Source organism: Paenibacillus sp. Soil724D2 (genome assembly GCF_001427935.1).
In the GTDB taxonomy this organism is placed as follows: domain Bacteria; phylum Bacillota; class Bacilli; order Paenibacillales; family NBRC-103111; genus Paenibacillus_E.
In genome coordinates this window covers 1-16,469 of record NZ_LMRY01000010.1, presented here as the reverse complement: position 1 = coordinate 16,469, position 16,469 = coordinate 1, and the positions used below count along the sequence as shown (strand labels likewise).

The following is a 16,469-nucleotide window of genomic DNA, read 5'->3' as shown; positions in this document are numbered from 1 at the left end:
TTAATTACATACCTTCAAATTTCACGGGCCTCATAAATAATCTTATTAGTTGCTCTTTTGGATCATTATCATCAGAGAGTACGGAATGAACAGCCTGACAGATGGGTAGCTCCACGTCATATTTAGTAGACAATTGCAATAAAGCTTTTACGGTAGCTACACCTTCAGCTAATTTCCCGAATGGTTCCTTTTTTACGAATGCCTCACCAAAACGTCGATTATGACTATGATTAGAGAACACCGTTGCTTCGTAATCACCAAGATGGCCTAAACCATAAATGGTTAATTCGTTTCCTCCCATTGCCTTGACTAATCTCGCAATTTCTTTTGTTCCTCTAGCCATTAAGGCTCCCTTCAAACTTGTATAACCTAATCCATCCAACATCCCTGCTGCGATTCCAATGACATTTTTTGCTGCAGCACCTATTTCATTACCTAACAAATCTTGCCCATAATAAAATCTTATAATCTCACTTCCAAAGCTGCCTACAAGTAGTTTCGTTACGTTCATGTGATCTGAATCAATAACCATACAGTTTGGAATGTCCTTAACAAAATCTTGAACATGACCAGGTCCAACCCAAATGGCTACATTTACAGGTGATTGAATTTCTTCCATAAAAATTTGTGAGAGTCTCTCTCCGGACTCCATTTCAAGTCCTTTCATACATAAAACAAAGATCTTGTTTGTAATTTCCATGGTAGCTAATTGCCTTGCAAAACCTCTAAGTTCTTGGGCACTAATAGCGATAAATATAATTTCGGCAAACTCAATTGCTTCAGTAATTCTATCTGTTAAATGTATGTTTTGAGGTAATTGTAAATATTCATTTGTTCTACGATGAACTAATCTTTGATAATTTTTCGATTCTTCTCTTCCCCATAAAATGACATCATGTCCTATTTTATTTGCATACCAAGCCAAAAAAGATCCCCATCTTCCACAACCTAAAACAGTAACCTTCATTAAGTAGATCAGCTCCTTTACGTACTGTCTATTTATCTTTCAAAGCAAAATCAACTGCATATTCAGCATGGATTTTCGTTGTATCGAATATAGGAACCCTGCAATCCAGTTGAGATATTAATAAGGTGATTTCTGTGCAGCCAAGGATAACGGCCTCTACCCCATCTTGGACGAGACTATTAATTATCTCTAAGTAGGATTGTTTAGAATTTTCTTTAATAATTCCAAGACAAAGTTCCTGATAGATAATATCATGTACAATCTTCCTTGCTTCTTCATTTGGAACGATAACATCAAGACCAAATTTCTCAATCAATCTACCCTTGTAAAAATCTTGTTCCATTGTAAAAGCAGTACCGAGCAAAGCGACTTTTTTAATGCCACATTTAACAATTTCAATTGCCGTTGCATCAGCTATATGTAGTAATGGTATTGAGACCGATTCTTCTACTTCTTTTGCCATCTTGTGCATCGTATTCGTGCATATAACAATGAAATCTGAACCACCAGATTCGAGTTTTTGTGCGGAATTAATCATGATCTTCGTGGCTTCATCCCATTTCCCTTCATGTTGAAGAGTCTTGATCTCATGAAAATCCACTGAATACATAAGACTTTTTGCGGAATGGTGCCCGCCTAATTTTTCCTTTATACGTTGATTGATGATTTGGTAATAAAGCAAGGACGACTCCCAGCTCATTCCACCTATTAGCCCAATTGTTTTCATAGATAAACACCTCAGAAATAACTATTTACTACATAATAACAGAAAATCGATATCTTTATTTACTCCAAAGAATTTGTCCGGCCTCTACCTTAGATAGATGACTCCATTCATAACTTTGTCCGGTTTCTTTGGATTTCTTACGAATTTCCGCAATCTGAGTCTCTGTAGCTGGTTGGTTACGAATAATGGCGTCTAGGTTATCATGTGCAATTTTTCGTGCCAAATTAGGGTCGTCAAGCTTATCTAATAACTGATACATCGCACCAATTGCAGCCTCTTCACCAATATCAAATCCAGAGTCCGTACTCAACATAAACTGATCAGGAAACTGCTTCATCACAGGTACGAAATCCTCCAACTTATTGGTACTAGCAGGATTGAGAGCGGTGAAACCCGCATAAAAATCCGCGTACAAATTTGGGTGCTTTTGGAGTAGTTTTCTGATATTTTCCGGTGAGTTAAACGCGTTAGCGTGTGCGAATATGATGATTGTGTTTGGATGTTTGTCGAGTGCCTCTTCTAACTTATCTATAACCATTCCGTTTGGAGGGTCAATATGCAACAGAATGGGAACTTTGTATTTTGCACATATGTCGTATATGTCAGGTAAATAGCCGTCCATTGGGCTTTCACCCTTCCAAGCCACTTTTGATACCGCAGGTGAATACAAAGAAGCAGCTGCAATTTCACCTAAACCAAAATATCCTTGTTCCAGGTTATGTGTCACTACATCGAGACTCGATTTATTATGCATATCGAAGCCTGAAAAGTAAGGAATAATTACGTCAGGGTTATCTTTGTAAGCCATCCAAGACATCTGGTCGATCATTACTGCGCTTGGCTCTGATACATCCCCAAAGAGAACAACTTGATTGACGGCATTACGCTTCCAAACTTCCAGCATATTTATATACTTTGAATCAGATGCATCATGATTGTGGGAATCGATGACTTTTAAATTGCGATATTGCTCAACTAACTCTATAACCGTTTTTTTCTCAGTCCCCTTCTTAATCTGTGTTTCATTAATAATTACTGGTGAGCTTGGGTTGAGTAAATCTTTTGTAACGGCGGAATCCTTCACTTGATCAAAAGGGAATAGTCCCAAAACAGAAACTAGCCATATCCCTATGGCTGTACTCACTGTCACAATTAATGTAATAATAGTCCTGTTTTTCATTCGTATGACCAACTTTCCTTCTTGAAATGTATGACCTTCAAATCGTAAAACCAAATAATATTAATTCGGGGAACTAAACTGGGTATCCTTTATTTTCCATTGCGATTTTAACATGGCTGAAACGATAATTCTTCCTGTTACTTTATCCTTCTTCAGAAAAAACATTGAACTGTATTATATGATATATCAAATAAAGATTACTCACGGCCATTGAGCAGACACCTTCTACCGCAAAATATGTCATAACTATGGTTTTAATCGTGTAGAAGACAATATTATTTTGTAACTTTATAAGATTGTTTATCGAAACACTTGAAGTATTATATACAACATGTTAAATATATCTATACAGATATGCTATGACATTACAATGCACGCTACTCTTCGATGAAGGAGGTTACGTCGAAACAAAGACAGCTTTGTTTTTTTAAAAAATTTCTAAATGAGGTGAGCAGATTGATAGGGAAATTAAGAATTTTATGCATGGTATTACTATGTGTGACAATGCTGCCTTTCAGCATTTCTGCGGCTCAGGCTGATGGTGTGACTGCTGATGGGATTAAATGGCCGAAAAATCAAGCGCTTCCAACGTTTAATCAACCCAAGCATTTGGACGTTGTCAATGTCTCTAATGCACCTGGAGACGTAAAACTGCTGATGACTACTCTTCAGGGCATTGTGAATCGAGAGCGCCCGCGTATCTATCTGATTCAGAACAAGGTGGACCCCTGGTATAACGAAATGACCATACCGCATAAGCTCCACGATAACAGCATGGATGTCTTCGATTTGTATAAAAATGAAGTAAATGGAATCATCATCTACGATCCGAAAACTCCGGATTCCATCAACGTCGCGACCACATTGGCGGGACTGAAGAATGCCGTTGTCGTCAGCCCTGATCTGGCAGGCAAACTAACTGCAGCTCCCTACAAATTGAACGTGATCGAAGATTTCCGGGGCAAATTCAAAAATAAAATTGACGCATATACCTGGCAGTACGAGCACTTATGGAATCAGACGACCCACCGGATGTTGATTGGGCTAAGTCCGGACACATCGATCTCTCTCCCACCGGGTCTACCCGAATCCTTCGTAACGATTGCAGAAGAGAAAAGGCAAATACGTGATGCCAGTAACCGGGGAACGTATGAATACGACCTTTCATCGTTTTTAGGGAATGAAGCGGTTTACGTTCGTTTCGACGACTCCTTCACGCAGGACGGTTGGGGACCGGCCGTTCATGCCATCACCGTAAAGGCAGATGGGAAGGTCATCGCTCAATTTGACGCCGGTACACCTGAAGAAGAATTGTACTTATATGACAGGCAAAATTCCAAGCATTTACCGGGTGCAGATCACCGCTTCGCTGATAATGGAAGTTACTTCATGTATGAATTTAAACCTACTGCAGACACGAAACAGTTGACGATCTCTGTAGAGATGTGGAATCAATATAAAGTTTCGGTCGGCAACACTCGCCCTCTCTCTTCAGAGCAGAAAGAGCCTTACGGATATTTGCGCGACTATGCGGTTGCTAACAAAGCAATGGTTTTCTGGCTTTCGACGGATGTGCCGGATCAGCGAGCACTCTTAGAAAAAATTCTGTCCGATGTCGAGCCAGGGACACCTTATCTGGGCTGGTTCAGCAATGACTTCGAAGGCGAAGCCGCCTCCGTCGACCTACTCTCCAGGCATAGCGTCTTTGTATTGGCAGCTGATTGGTTCCAAAATATGACCGTCTTCTCGGGAACAAAGGTGGAAGCGGCCCCTAAGATCAAGCCTAATCCGCTCGAACTGGAAAACAAAATCTATGTGACTTTCACTTTCGGTGAGGGTGACAATTTGCAATACGATTTGAACCATATGCGCGAGATACTATGGGAAGATCCTGCGCGCGGCAAAGTACCCATTAACTGGACTTCCAGTCCATTACTCTACGATGCCGCTCCAATGGTTCTTAATTATTACCGGAAAACGGCGACAGAGAATGACCTGCTGATCGCCGGACCGTCCGGTGCTGGTTATTTCAACCCACATCCATGGCCGGAAGAAACCCTCCCGGATTTCCTGAGGGATAACTACCGATATCTCAAACAGACCGGTATGACCATTCCGATGGTGATTAACCGGGATGTCACCAAAGACATACCAATAAGCTCATCCGAAGCGGCCGCATACGAGCAAAATTATAAAGTTCCCGGCATTCTGCTTGTAGGAGATAAATTCGGCATCGAAATCATGAATGATACGCTTCCGGTATCGATGATGCCAGGAATTGGAACGGCTCAGGATGGAATCAATATTCTAGCCGAGGCCAAGAAAGGCTGGGATGGTAAATCGCCGTTATTCCTTTCCGTCGGGGTTAACGCATGGGGGATGAGACCACACGATATTCAGGCCATCGCTGAATCACTTGGTGAGGAATATAAGATCGTAAACGCCGATCAGTATTTCACGCTTATTCGCGAAGCCTATGGATTGTCCAAAAAAGAGTAAATCCATGCCAAAAGAATCGGATAGCGAGCAGTTTTAAACTGCCGCTTTCCGATTCTTTTTTTACGACCTATGCATTCCTTTTAACGAAGTCCGAAATCCAAATCTTACTCCTTACAGGAATATTGGGTTTACCGATTATTGGATATAAGCTTTTGGGACTGCTTCGCACGGGCGATCTGCGTCGCTTCAACCATATTGCGCAAGGAAGCGACAGTTTCTTCGACTCCACGAGTTTTAAGTCCGCAGTCCGGATTAATCCAGAATAACTTCGGATCCAGCACATGTAAGGCGCGTTCGATCATACTGGTCATTTCCTCCACACGCGGAATACGAGGACTGTGGATATCGTATACGCCTAAACCTATGCCCAGTTTGTATGTGTTCAATTCGAAGCTATGAATCAGTTCACCATGACTGCGTGATGTCTCGATTGAAATCACATCGGCATCCATCGCTTCGATCGAATGGATCATGTCATGGAACTCGCAATAGCACATATGGGTGTGAATTTGAGTTGTATCCTGTACCGTGCAGGTAGCCATGCGAAAAGCTCTGACCGCCCATGCCAAGTACTTCGCTTGGTCATCCCCCTTGAGCGGCAGCCCTTCGCGAACCGCAGGCTCGTCGACCTGAATCATACCAATGCCCGCCTGCTCAAGGGCTTCCACCTCTTGTCTAAGTGCATAGGCCAATTGGTAGGCAATTTGTTCACGCGTGATGTCCTCGCGAACGAAGGACCAATTCATGATTGTAATCGGGCCAGTCAGCATTCCTTTTACGGGGCGTTTGGTCTGTGTCTGTGCAAACTTTGTTTCTTCGACAGTCATTGGCCCCTTGAACGCAACGTCCCCAAAAATAATTGGCGGTTTAACGCAGCGAGAACCGTATGACTGCACCCATCCGTTCTGCGTGAACGCAAAGCCCGCGAGCTTCTCACCAAAGAACTCGACCATGTCGGTTCGCTCAAATTCGCCATGCACGAGTACATCCAATCCGATTTCCTCCTGGAGCTTGATCCAGATATCGATCTGTTCTCGGATGAAGTTAGCATACTGCTCGTTGTTCCATTCACCCTTGCGCCACAGTTGACGGGCCTTACGCACCTCTGGGGATTGCGGAAAGCTGCCAATTGTCGTCGTCGGGAAAATCGGCAATTGCCACTTCTTCTGTTGAGCAATATGACGCTCAGCAAAAGATCGACTGCGCTCTGGACGTTGAGCACTGATGGCGGCGACAGCATGCTGAATGTCGCTTCGGTTGCGCTCATCTGACAGCTTGAGTGCCTGAAGAGCACGATCTCGTTCTGCCAGTTCGCCTGTGGTAACAGCCCCGTCTCGAGAGACTGCCTTCGCCAGAAGTACTAGTTCGTCCAGCTTCTCCTCTGCAAATGCGAGAGCATCCTTCAGTTCAGCTCCGAGCTTCGTCTCATTATTTACCGATACAGGGACATGAAGCAAACTGCACGACGTCTGCACGATGAGCCGCTCAGCCGTTACGATTTCAGAGAGTTCTTCTACGAGTGCCAGTTTCTCACGCAGTGGCGCCTTCCAGATGCCACGTCCATCAATAACCCCTGCTCCTAAAACCTTGTCCGCCGGGAAACCTAGCGTTTTAATCGACGATATATTGCCTGAGTATCCGTGCACGAAATCCAACCCTATTCCTTTGACGGGCAGCGCAACGATATCACTGTAGTGCTCTACCGATTCAAAGTAGGTTTGCAGCATGATGTTCAGGTTCGGCACTGAAGCGGCAAACGTCTCATAAATTGTCTTTAATCGCTGCAAATCATCTGCGCTTAACTTCGTTACGAGAATCGGTTCGTCGATCTGTACCCATTGAACCCCTTCACTCGCAAGCTCTTGAAGTATCTGCACATAGCGTGGAAGCAACCGTCCCAGCCAGTCGTCGGTCTCCGAAATACGGTATCCTTTGGACAGCTTCAAGAATGTCAGTGGTCCAACGATTACCGGCTTGCCCTCGATACCGAGCTTTTCCTTAGCCTCCCGATAAGCCTTAAGAGGTCTATTTTCGGTAAGCACCGGCGTTGTTTCACCCAGTTCTGGTACAATATAATGATAGTTGGTATTAAACCACTTGGTCATTTCGCTAGCGGTTGCATCCTTCGTCCCACGGGCAATTCCGTAATAAACAGATAAGGGTACCGTGCCGCCCTCATACGGAAAACGTTTCGGAATAATACCGAGCATCGTGGATGTATCAAGAATATGATCGTAATAGCTGAAATCGTTGACTGCGATGAAGTCGATGCCCTTCTCCTGCTGCTTACGCAAATGATTCAAACGGATCTCTTGCAGCTGACGGTGAAACTCCGATTCTTCGAGCTTGCCTGACCAGAAAGCCTCGAGCGCTTTCTTCCATTCTCGATCCGCACCAATACGCGGATATCCCAACACACTGCTTTTCACCATCTGTAAAACCCCTCTACAATTTGTTACAAGAAAGATATCACGGATTAGTAGTTATAGTGTAACTGGAATAAACTATATCTAGTCATAGCTAATGACTATATCAAATTTATTATTGGGATATTGCCTGCATAAGTGCTTGTATATATGCCGCTCCTAGCTTGGATAGCGAAGCATTTCTATGGGAAATCCAACCGACATTGATCGTTTCCTCACAATCCAATGGTACGGGAATAATTTCATTTCCATTCAAATCAGCGCTTAACACCCCTGTCGATATGGTATATCCGTTCAATCCGATCAATAAATTGAATAGCGTCGCCCTGTCATTAACTCGTATGCTTTTCTTATGTGACATCGTGCTGAGAATCTCTTCTGAAAAATGAAAGGAATTATACTCCCCTTGATCAAAGGACAGATACGGATAATTCTGAAGCTGGTCAATGGTTACGATGGATTGCTTAGCCAACGGGTTTTTAATACTGATGAAAATATGCGGCTTAGCCGTTAATAAACTGTTGAATTGCAAATTTGCGGTTTTGAGCAACTTGTTGATGACATTCCCATTAAATTCATTCAGATATAAAATACCGATCTCGCTGCGTAAATTTTTGACATCTTCGATAATTTCATAGGTTTTGGTCTCTCTCAAAACTAACTCATATTCATCTTGGCCATACTCCTGGACCAGACTAACAAATGCATTCACCGCGAAAGCGTAATGCTGAGTGGAAACCGAAAAATGCTGCGGGGAAGGCTTCGCATTGAGGTAGCGGCTTTCCAATAATTCCGCCTGCTCGACTACTTGTCGCGCGTAGCTTAAGAATTCAATTCCCTCCTTAGAAAGTGAGATCCCCTTATTAGATCTTTCGAAAATTGCAAGCTGCATTTCTTCTTCCAGATCCTTAATCGCATTTGAAAGACTAGGCTGAGAAATAAACAACCGCTTGGCGGCTTCGTTAATGGAACCCCGATTTGCAACCTCAATAACGTACTTTAATTGTTGTAGAGTCAACGAAATACTCCCCTTTAAGTTGTTCTTTACTAGTCTTAAGTATATCAATATATTTAACAATAAACCCAGCAAAAAAGCGAACACCCAACAAGTGTACGCTTTTTTGCTGGGTTTTGAACGTCAGCCCTAATAAAATTCTAACTGAACAGTTTTCGAGATAGGCCTACGAATAGATCCGGTACAATAGCACGTGTTTTTATGGTGAAAGGACCAATGATTCTTGTTTCTACTACAGGAAACCGCAATTTTTCGAACGTCAGAGTCACTTTGCTGTTTGTATTCTTTTCAAGTTGAGTGATCAACATGCCGAAATCCTTTTGAACTCTGTCTATAATTTGTTTGTTCAACGAAGGCATCATATTATGAATACCTTGCCGGAATTGCTTCGCTATTTCATCCTTGCTTACAAAGAGTCCGACGATAAAATCAGGCCCAGGCAAATCGATATCGATATTTTCGACTTTTTCGCTAATAAAGCTATTCAGATCTGGACCTGTAAACGGACTTAGAAATAAGTCTGCTTTGAGTGTTGCTCCTTGATCATGACCTACGATGCCGATTGACCCGTCATTTATAAAGGCGGAAAGGCTATCCAGATGCATTTGTTGCTGTATGTGGGTAGTCATTTCGTTAATCTGTGCCTGCGAGAAGCTTTGTTGCGTCGTTCCATCCGTTCGAATAACATAAATATCCTGTACTTTGGAATTGATTTGGCTGAATTGGAAAGTTTCTGATCGGTACACTGGCGCGAAAATAGGGACATTCAATGGCGGGAGCACTTTCATGATCGTATGTGTTGCCAGCAAGAATGCCTTGATCGTAGTAGGAAATCCATCCGGTACGAATATGGTGAATGCGCCGGTTGCATCGGTTTTTGATTGAAAGGAAAATCCCGGTATAAAACTGTTTGTAAAGCCCGCGGGAAAGTCGGTTCCCAGAAATACCTGGGCCTCTGCCATAGGTTTGAACGATGCTGGATTCGGATGTGCGGGATTCGCTGAGTAGCTGGAGATAAATAGTGGTATATTCGTAATTTCGTGTAACTTTCCATTCACATTCATTCATGTATTCCTCCCTCAATTGGTTGGTTCGATCCTTATCGTAATCGAATACCACTTGTGGAAATATACTTGAAATAGTGATGATTGACAGCTCATATAAGAGACGGATTAAACAAAAAAAGTCCTAGTGGTTACTCCACTTCGGACTTTTATAAAGAATGTTTTTGATCTCTTTGACCTTGATCTAAACTGTTGCTTCGTAATATTTTGCGACTTTTCGGCAATTGAATGGTGAAAGTCACGCCGGTCTGTTCGCTCACTACTTCAATACTTCCTCCATGCTTCTGCAGGATCAGATAACAATAAGTCAGACCCAGCCCGAAATTATTCTCCTGAAGTTTAGTAGTAAAGAACGGCTCAAACAGTTGGGCAGCAGTCTCCTTATCCATTCCCTTTCCATTGTTGGAGAACTCTATCAAAATATCTTTTCTGCTCTCATGAATTCTTATTTCAATCATTCCGTTTTCCGAATCCACAGCATCGATCGCATTGCGAATCAAGTTAGCGAATACTTCCTGCATATGCAGCTTATCGCACATCAAGTTGTAAGTAGGTGGATAATTTGTAATAAGCTTAATCCCTTTATCGTCGAGCAAATAGCGATTTGATTGAATCGCCCGATCCACAATATCGGACAAGTTGATAGTACCTTCTACAATATCTATATCTTCGATTTGCTTCTTAATCCGATTTACCATGTACATCATTTGTCTCGTCTCTGCCTGAATATTCGCAATGTCTTGCTCCGTTTGTTCATCCGGTCGGTATTGTAAGTTTTCTTTCATTCGGCCCGCCAGCATATCAATGTTGGTAATGTGGTTTTTCATCGCATGATTAAGCATGGCCGCACCTGAAACTATCCCGATGATCGTTTGATCATGTAATTGCTTTTCAAATTTAATTCTTACACCAAGTACCCCGAATCGGATCGCAGATACAATAAAAACAACAAAAGCCAACCATACAAACATACTGATGAACCGATACCCGTCAAATGTTTGATTCGCTCTTTCCATATGATTTAACACAACAATAACGATAATAGGAGGAACAACAAAAAAGACTGTAATTAGACGATTTCTTTTTCTAACCAAATTTGTTTCCTTGCTATATGAATAAATAACCAATAAACATCCTACCAGGTAATAAGGAACTGTCCAGTAGAACAAAATGACAAAATCTAACTGAATACTTTCCTTCATCGGAGTAATTAGGAGTGTAATGATAATTGGAAGAACAAGCGCGCAAGCGAGCGTATTTTTGACTCGACGAGTCGTTGTTACGGAATATACGATCGAGAACATGAGGAAACCGTATGGAGTACAAACTTGGAGTATAAAGAAAAAAAGGCTGCGCCATGCAGGTTCAACAACGACTTCGGAAAGGCTGCCCAAACCTGCGAAAATCAAAAATAATACCAACCACTTCGTCGCTTCCTGTTTTCGTCCATAAAAATAAAGTAAAACGGCAAGTAAAAGATCAATAATGGCTGAAAAGATCATTGTATTCCCACCTGTCAACTACCTAATTGACGATTCCGGCACAAACAGCTTTCCACAAGACCAACTTGTTCGCTAAGGGATCGTGAATTCCAGACTCCCTTTATACTCTGATTTCCGAGTATATTTCCCTCTTTGAAAATGGCTTATGATGATTTTGTAGCAAATAACCCCCATGAGGGAAAAAACAGGAGGCGTTTTTATAATGAGAAAGACAATCAAATTAGGTTTACTAGGTGCTGTAGCTTCTGCGATCTTGGCTTTACCAGTGGCGGCGAGTGCCCAAACTTCTTCGTCAAATGAGTTCTTGTCCACAACTCCGCAAACTACGGTGATCCGTCAGTTGCATAACTTGGGAACGGTGTATTTGCACCCAGGCGCTTCAGGTCCAGTTGAACAGTATTTGCCAGCAAGCTTTAAATATGATGTGCAATCCATTGAAATCACGGGCCCGTTGAGCCAATTCGTCCATGCACAAATTACAAATTTCGGATCCAAAATCTTGTTCAGCTCTGACGGAGCCAAAACAACGGTAACTGTGACAATTACGAATAGTACCGGCTCATGGGGCTATTATACAGTCATCGTTCAGCCTGTAGGTTAACCCGATGAAAAAAATAACTTTTCTATGTACTTTACTAGTTGCTGCTGCAGGGGTCATGCTTTCGCCATCATTTAATCCACAGCCCGATCCCCCGGGAATCACATCCCCCCCGTCTGCCTTACTTGCCTTCAATCCGCAACCAGATCCACCAGGCTTTATTTAAAGAAATAAATCGGACGTTTCCTGCGTCCGGTTTATTTCTTTATTCCAACAACCGCAGCTGAATCGACATCTCCAAGAGTTGTTGGCGGTTGTGCTTTTTGATTCGAAGCCACTCCAAATAGGGGAACTTACCTTTGATTATTTTGGTAATCTTGCATAGCTCGTTATTGATGGACTGTTCGTTGTAGAACAAGAGCTCCGCAATTTCACTGCTACTTTTGCCTTGTTGAAGATAGCGTAAAATCTCTTTTTGGAGCGTAGTTAATTTTCTTTTAAGCTCCTCTTCATAGGAAGAAGCCACCCGTCTCATTAATTTACCGGCAGAAGAGTGATGCAGGTTTCCCTTGCCTGCTACAACGCCACGAATGGCATCGGGGATATCTCGGTAATGTGCCTTAGTAATATAATTGCTAACGCGTCCGTATGCGATGGCATGAGTCATGACTTCCTCCTCATCCAGTGAGGAGAGCACGATTATCTTCAGGTTAGGTTCTGTCGATTGTAATTCAATGGCCGCTTCGAGTCCATCATAATTATTTCCCGTTAAATTGATATCTAGCAGCAATATATCGATAGGTATCTCTTCAATAGCTTTTAACAGTTGGTACTTATAAGCGGCAGATCCGGATATAAACAGGTCGGGCTCACGTGATAAATAATCGACGATTAGTTCACGAAATAACGGATCATCGTCGCACACGAAAACTTGAATCGGCTGCATGGTATTCCCCTTTTCTGAACATACACTCCTTGGAATCGAGATGAAATTTCACTTGCCTATAGGTAGGAGATTTTCTTACAATGGATAAATAAGGAAATTATAATGAGGGGGCAGGCTATGGAGAACAGAAACGAACTGAACCTATCATTGTATGACCGTCTTGGAGGGAAAAATGGTATTCAGTCGGCAGTAGAACTTTTCTATGACAAAATTAAAGATGATTCGAGAGTGTCACATTACTTCCAAAATGTTGACTTAACAAAACTGATGGAGCATCAAACGATATTCCTCTCTTTTGCATCCGGTGGCCCGAATTACTACACAGGCAAAAGCTTGACGCAATCACATGAACACCTGAACATTACATCTGCGCATTTCGATGATGTATTGGGCCATTTGACAGATTCTCTGATCGAATTAAGTGTAAGTGGAAGGGATATAGTTCAAGTACTTACCTTGCTGCTCCCTCTGAGAGCTCAAATGATCAAGGATCCTAAAGACCGCTAAAGACATGTCATCGTGAGATTTTCTCTTGTTCAATTTTAGCAAATATTTTCCAATGGGGATAGGGACTTTTGAACCCATCTCAGTTCTCCCTCTAAGTCGTAAGATCTTGTTATTTCCATCCAGCATGTTTCAAAATCCCTTTCACGAAATCACTCTTGGCATTTGAGTATGCCAAACGATCATTGTGGAATCGAAGTGCAAGTTCCATCTTCAAGTCGCCGTACATTTTAGCATCATCTGGATGACTTCTTAAATAATCTCGAAAAAGGATATGACGCTTAAATTCGTCGTTTTCAACAGTACATACGTAAAGGTGATGCCAAGTTATGCCATCGGGAGGAATAAAAGCCTCTCGCCCAGTAGCTCCTAAATCACCTTCATGTACGTACCCAAGAGTGGCGAGCCTTTGTATTGCTTTATGGATATCATCTTGCGTAGTAATTGCCACGTCAATATCAACAATTGGTTTTGCTGCTAACCCTGGGACGGAAGTACTTCCGACATGTTCTATCCTGACTTCGAGGTCGCTTAAAACCGGAAGTACGAAGTCTCGTAACTCTTCAAACAACTGAACCCAACTAGGATCGTATTCTACAACTACTACACTGGCGCCCATAGAAATCCTCCTCACAGCTTACTTACAGAATAATTCGCAGTATTTTTTGCGTATTCCTGCCGTTAACACCAAATTTTGAAAACTAATCCCAGTAACCAATTTAATTATTTCAAAATAAAAAAGACCCCTTTCAGGGTCTTTTTCGACGGTGATAGATTGATGGTACTTTTGCCTTGAACCTTACTTAGCTGGGTCTCTACCTCATCACATTCCTGCAGTACATGACTACATTAATGAATCTGCGGCACATCTCCTCGCTTCTATATAGATTCAATAACAACTTCCCTGGTAGTTAGCTGCATAATATGCGACACAACACCTCGCTGAATCACCGTCATAAAGTAATATGTCCGTTCTCGAAAATGTTATACATCTTGGGATTCATTTTATTGACGAATTTATTTGCTAGGAATATAATTGCTATAGCAACTAATTTCGTGAGGTGAATGATTTTGGGATTGGATAACTCATTTGGATTTATTTTGAACCATGCCGGCAGACGTTTGACACAATTATTGAACAGCCATTTTCAGGCCTATGATATGACAACAGAGCAATGGACTGTACTCAATCGTTTAGCTGATGAAGACGGCATAACACAGAAGTTACTGGCGGTCCGAGCTGAAAAGGATCAAACCAACATCACTCGAATCCTCGATCAATTGGAGCGCAAAGGCTTTGTGGAACGACGGGCCAATGAGACGGATCGAAGATCGTTTCTTACCTTTATCACGGAGCAAGGCAAGGCTTTGAATGATGTTCTGACACCGATCGAGCAGAAGGTAATCTCCTTGGTTCTTAACGGTTTTACGGAGGAACAAACATCAATATTGCGGGGAATGCTCATCCAATTGACCCACCAAGCCAATGCATGCATGAAAGAAGTGGAGGATTTACAGTGAATACGAATCAGAAATTGTGGAATCGTAATTTTGTTGCTGTTTGTTTCAGCAGCTTTTTTTTATTTATGACTTTTTACATCCTTGCCGTCACGCTGCCAATCTTCGTTACTGATACATTGCATGGTGGACAACAGCAGATTGGTCTGGTCATGACCGTCTTTATTATTTCAACTGTCATTTTACGGCCTTTAACCGGTAAGTGGATGGATGAATGGAACCGGAAAAAGATTGTTCTTTTTTCATTGGCGCTTTTTATGATTTGTACGGCTCTTTATCCACTCGTTCATCAATATACTTTTTTGCTAGGCTTAAGGTTTCTTCATGGCATAGGTTTCGGGATGGCGACAACGGCTGCAGGTGCAGTTGCCATCGAGCTTGTTCCTGATCGCCGCAAAGGTGAAGGAATTGGGTATTTCAGCCTTTTCATGAGCTTAGCTATGGTTGTGGGGCCATTTCTGGGGCTAACCATTATGCAGACTCACAATAATAGTCTTCTATTTGGAGTGTGCATTGTGTTCGCGCTTCTTGCTTTCTTGTTGGGAGTGACCATTCGTATTCCTCGAGCTATCTCTAGAGTGGCCGTCAAATCAGAGTCTGGTTGGAGAAAATTCATTGAGCCGCGGGCTTTGCCAATTTCTTTGGCAGGTAGTGTGTTGGCCTTTTCTTATGGAGCTATTACTACGTTTCTGTCCGTGTATGCCAAAACCATCGGGTTGGATTCGTATGCGAGTTACTTCTTCATGGTCTTCGCATTGATGATTGTTTTATCCAGACCCTTTACAGGTAAATGGTTTGATCGTTCAGGTCCTCATTTATTAGTATATCCTGGAGTCATCCTTTTCACATCAGGGATGATAACCCTAAGCATAGCGTCATCCCCTGTCCTATTTTTAGTTGCAGGTGGTATGCTAGGCCTTGGATTCGGGGCGATGCTTCCCAGCTTCCAGACGATTGCTATTCAAGCCGCGCCGGCTCACCGCAGAGGGCTTGCGACAGGCACGTATTTCTTACTTTTCGACTCTGGATATGGGATTGGTTCCTATGTGCTTGGCGCTGTCGCTTCGAGAACGAATTACCATACGATGTACTTCATAGCTGGCATGGTTGTCGCGTGCTCTGCCATTCTGTATTACGGGCTTTATCATAGAAAAACAGCTTCTCCCCTTAAGCCAAGCCCTACCACAATTAAATAGATAATCTAAGTAAATTTATCTAGTCACTTTTTTATTCGTTAACCACCAAATATGGTGGTTTTTTTCTTGTGTCAGAGGACAAGAACTTAGCCCTTTCCTATAATAAAAAAGAACAGAATGCATTTTGCACCTGCTCTTTTCATTGCATTAACCAGATTCAACATTTGGTAGTTGGGCTATAGCGGTTATCAATGTTGTATTTATTACAACAATTCACATGCCCAGTGGTTTTTCTTCAACTCAAAGTTGCAGTTTGCTCCTAGGCCCCCTAAATAAACTGGAGTCCTCCTTTCAAATAAATTAAACTTATTTACAAAGGGGATGATCCGGAATGGGAAAAAGATTAGGAGAAGAAATACATGGGAAAAAGATTAGGAGAAGAAATAC

The 16,469-nt window shown here is 42.2% G+C and carries 14 protein-coding genes; 5 read left to right on the top strand and 9 right to left on the bottom strand.

Going from position 1 to position 16,469, the window contains the following annotated elements; genetic code table 11:
* Window positions 1–4: 4 nt before the first annotated feature.
* From ASG85_RS11955 to ASG85_RS11945, 3 genes are read right to left on the bottom strand one after another with little or no spacing between them, the layout of a single operon-like run.
* A complete protein-coding gene (locus tag ASG85_RS11955; protein WP_057302903.1) occupies window positions 5–967 on the bottom strand; it encodes an NAD(P)H-dependent glycerol-3-phosphate dehydrogenase in 963 nt (320 codons plus the stop codon).
* A 28-nt stretch (window positions 968–995) separates the two neighbouring features.
* Entirely contained in the window at window positions 996–1,694 is a 699-nt protein-coding gene (locus ASG85_RS11950) for an aspartate/glutamate racemase family protein (RefSeq protein ID WP_060646340.1), read from the bottom strand.
* A 55-nt stretch (window positions 1,695–1,749) separates the two neighbouring features.
* On the bottom strand, window positions 1,750–2,874 hold the full coding sequence (locus ASG85_RS11945) for an amidohydrolase family protein (protein ID WP_060646339.1): 1,125 nt from the start codon (window positions 2,872–2,874) through the stop codon (window positions 1,750–1,752).
* A 483-nt stretch (window positions 2,875–3,357) separates the two neighbouring features.
* On the opposite strand from ASG85_RS11945, the gene ASG85_RS11940 reads away from it, so the two are divergent.
* A complete protein-coding gene (locus tag ASG85_RS11940) occupies window positions 3,358–5,373 on the top strand; it encodes a GxGYxYP domain-containing protein (protein WP_060646411.1) in 2,016 nt (671 codons plus the stop codon).
* A 128-nt stretch (window positions 5,374–5,501) separates the two neighbouring features.
* Here the strand turns inward: ASG85_RS11940 and metE are convergent, their stop codons facing one another.
* The 4 genes from metE to ASG85_RS11920 form a co-directional block, all read right to left on the bottom strand.
* Window positions 5,502–7,805 carry a 5-methyltetrahydropteroyltriglutamate--homocysteine S-methyltransferase gene (gene metE / locus ASG85_RS11935; protein WP_057302900.1) on the bottom strand — a complete coding sequence of 768 codons (2,304 nt, stop codon included), beginning with the start codon at window positions 7,803–7,805 and terminating at the stop codon, window positions 5,502–5,504.
* Between the two features lie 109 nt (window positions 7,806–7,914).
* Window positions 7,915–8,817, bottom strand: a complete 903-nt coding sequence (locus tag ASG85_RS11930; RefSeq protein WP_057302899.1) for a LysR family transcriptional regulator — start codon at window positions 8,815–8,817, stop codon at window positions 7,915–7,917.
* 137 nt (window positions 8,818–8,954) lie between these two features.
* Complete coding sequence (locus ASG85_RS11925; RefSeq protein ID WP_057302898.1) at window positions 8,955–9,878, bottom strand: hypothetical protein; 924 nt, start codon at window positions 9,876–9,878, stop codon at window positions 8,955–8,957.
* A 149-nt stretch (window positions 9,879–10,027) separates the two neighbouring features.
* Complete coding sequence (locus tag ASG85_RS11920) at window positions 10,028–11,380, bottom strand: sensor histidine kinase (protein WP_057302897.1); 1,353 nt, start codon at window positions 11,378–11,380, stop codon at window positions 10,028–10,030.
* A 202-nt stretch (window positions 11,381–11,582) separates the two neighbouring features.
* Between ASG85_RS11920 and ASG85_RS11915 the strand changes: the two genes are divergently transcribed.
* The gene (locus ASG85_RS11915) at window positions 11,583–11,981 is read left to right on the top strand and encodes a hypothetical protein (protein WP_057302896.1); all 399 of its coding nucleotides are present in this window, start codon (window positions 11,583–11,585) and stop codon (window positions 11,979–11,981) included.
* A gap of 202 nt (window positions 11,982–12,183) precedes the next feature.
* Here ASG85_RS11915 and ASG85_RS11910 read toward each other — a convergent pair whose 3' ends face one another.
* Window positions 12,184–12,864, bottom strand: a complete 681-nt coding sequence (locus ASG85_RS11910) for a response regulator transcription factor (RefSeq protein WP_057302895.1) — start codon at window positions 12,862–12,864, stop codon at window positions 12,184–12,186.
* A gap of 117 nt (window positions 12,865–12,981) precedes the next feature.
* Here ASG85_RS11910 and ASG85_RS11905 point away from each other — a divergent pair, with 117 nt between their 5' ends.
* On the top strand, window positions 12,982–13,371 hold the full coding sequence (locus ASG85_RS11905) for a group I truncated hemoglobin (protein WP_057302894.1): 390 nt from the start codon (window positions 12,982–12,984) through the stop codon (window positions 13,369–13,371).
* 109 nt (window positions 13,372–13,480) lie between these two features.
* Here the strand turns inward: ASG85_RS11905 and ASG85_RS11900 are convergent, their stop codons facing one another.
* Complete coding sequence (locus tag ASG85_RS11900) at window positions 13,481–13,987, bottom strand: GrpB family protein (RefSeq protein WP_057302893.1); 507 nt, start codon at window positions 13,985–13,987, stop codon at window positions 13,481–13,483.
* A 452-nt stretch (window positions 13,988–14,439) separates the two neighbouring features.
* Between ASG85_RS11900 and ASG85_RS11895 the strand changes: the two genes are divergently transcribed.
* Both ASG85_RS11895 and ASG85_RS11890 read left to right on the top strand, forming a co-directional pair.
* Entirely contained in the window at window positions 14,440–14,889 is a 450-nt protein-coding gene (locus ASG85_RS11895) for a MarR family winged helix-turn-helix transcriptional regulator (RefSeq protein WP_057302892.1), read from the top strand.
* Window positions 14,886–16,082: an MFS transporter gene (locus ASG85_RS11890; protein WP_268796104.1), complete on the top strand. Its 1,197-nt coding sequence runs from the start codon at window positions 14,886–14,888 to the stop codon at window positions 16,080–16,082. The genes ASG85_RS11895 and ASG85_RS11890 overlap by 4 nt, the downstream gene beginning before the upstream one ends.
* Window positions 16,083–16,469 lie beyond the last annotated feature (387 nt).

Coding starts and splice junctions, on each gene's coding strand:
- ASG85_RS11920 (WP_057302897.1), bottom strand. CDS start 11,380: ATGATCTTTTCAGCCATTATTGATCTTTTACTTGCCGTTTTACTTTAT.
- ASG85_RS11925 (WP_057302898.1), bottom strand. CDS start 9,878: ATGAATGTGAATGGAAAGTTACACGAAATTACGAATATACCACTATTT.
- metE (WP_057302900.1), bottom strand. CDS start 7,805: ATGGTGAAAAGCAGTGTGTTGGGATATCCGCGTATTGGTGCGGATCGA.
- ASG85_RS11915 (WP_057302896.1), top strand. CDS start 11,583: ATGAGAAAGACAATCAAATTAGGTTTACTAGGTGCTGTAGCTTCTGCG.
- ASG85_RS11950 (WP_060646340.1), bottom strand. CDS start 1,694: ATGAAAACAATTGGGCTAATAGGTGGAATGAGCTGGGAGTCGTCCTTG.
- ASG85_RS11905 (WP_057302894.1), top strand. CDS start 12,982: ATGGAGAACAGAAACGAACTGAACCTATCATTGTATGACCGTCTTGGA.
- ASG85_RS11945 (WP_060646339.1), bottom strand. CDS start 2,874: ATGAAAAACAGGACTATTATTACATTAATTGTGACAGTGAGTACAGCC.
- ASG85_RS11910 (WP_057302895.1), bottom strand. CDS start 12,864: ATGCAGCCGATTCAAGTTTTCGTGTGCGACGATGATCCGTTATTTCGT.
- ASG85_RS11900 (WP_057302893.1), bottom strand. CDS start 13,987: ATGGGCGCCAGTGTAGTAGTTGTAGAATACGATCCTAGTTGGGTTCAG.
- ASG85_RS11940 (WP_060646411.1), top strand. CDS start 3,358: ATGGTATTACTATGTGTGACAATGCTGCCTTTCAGCATTTCTGCGGCT.
- ASG85_RS11955 (WP_057302903.1), bottom strand. CDS start 967: ATGAAGGTTACTGTTTTAGGTTGTGGAAGATGGGGATCTTTTTTGGCT.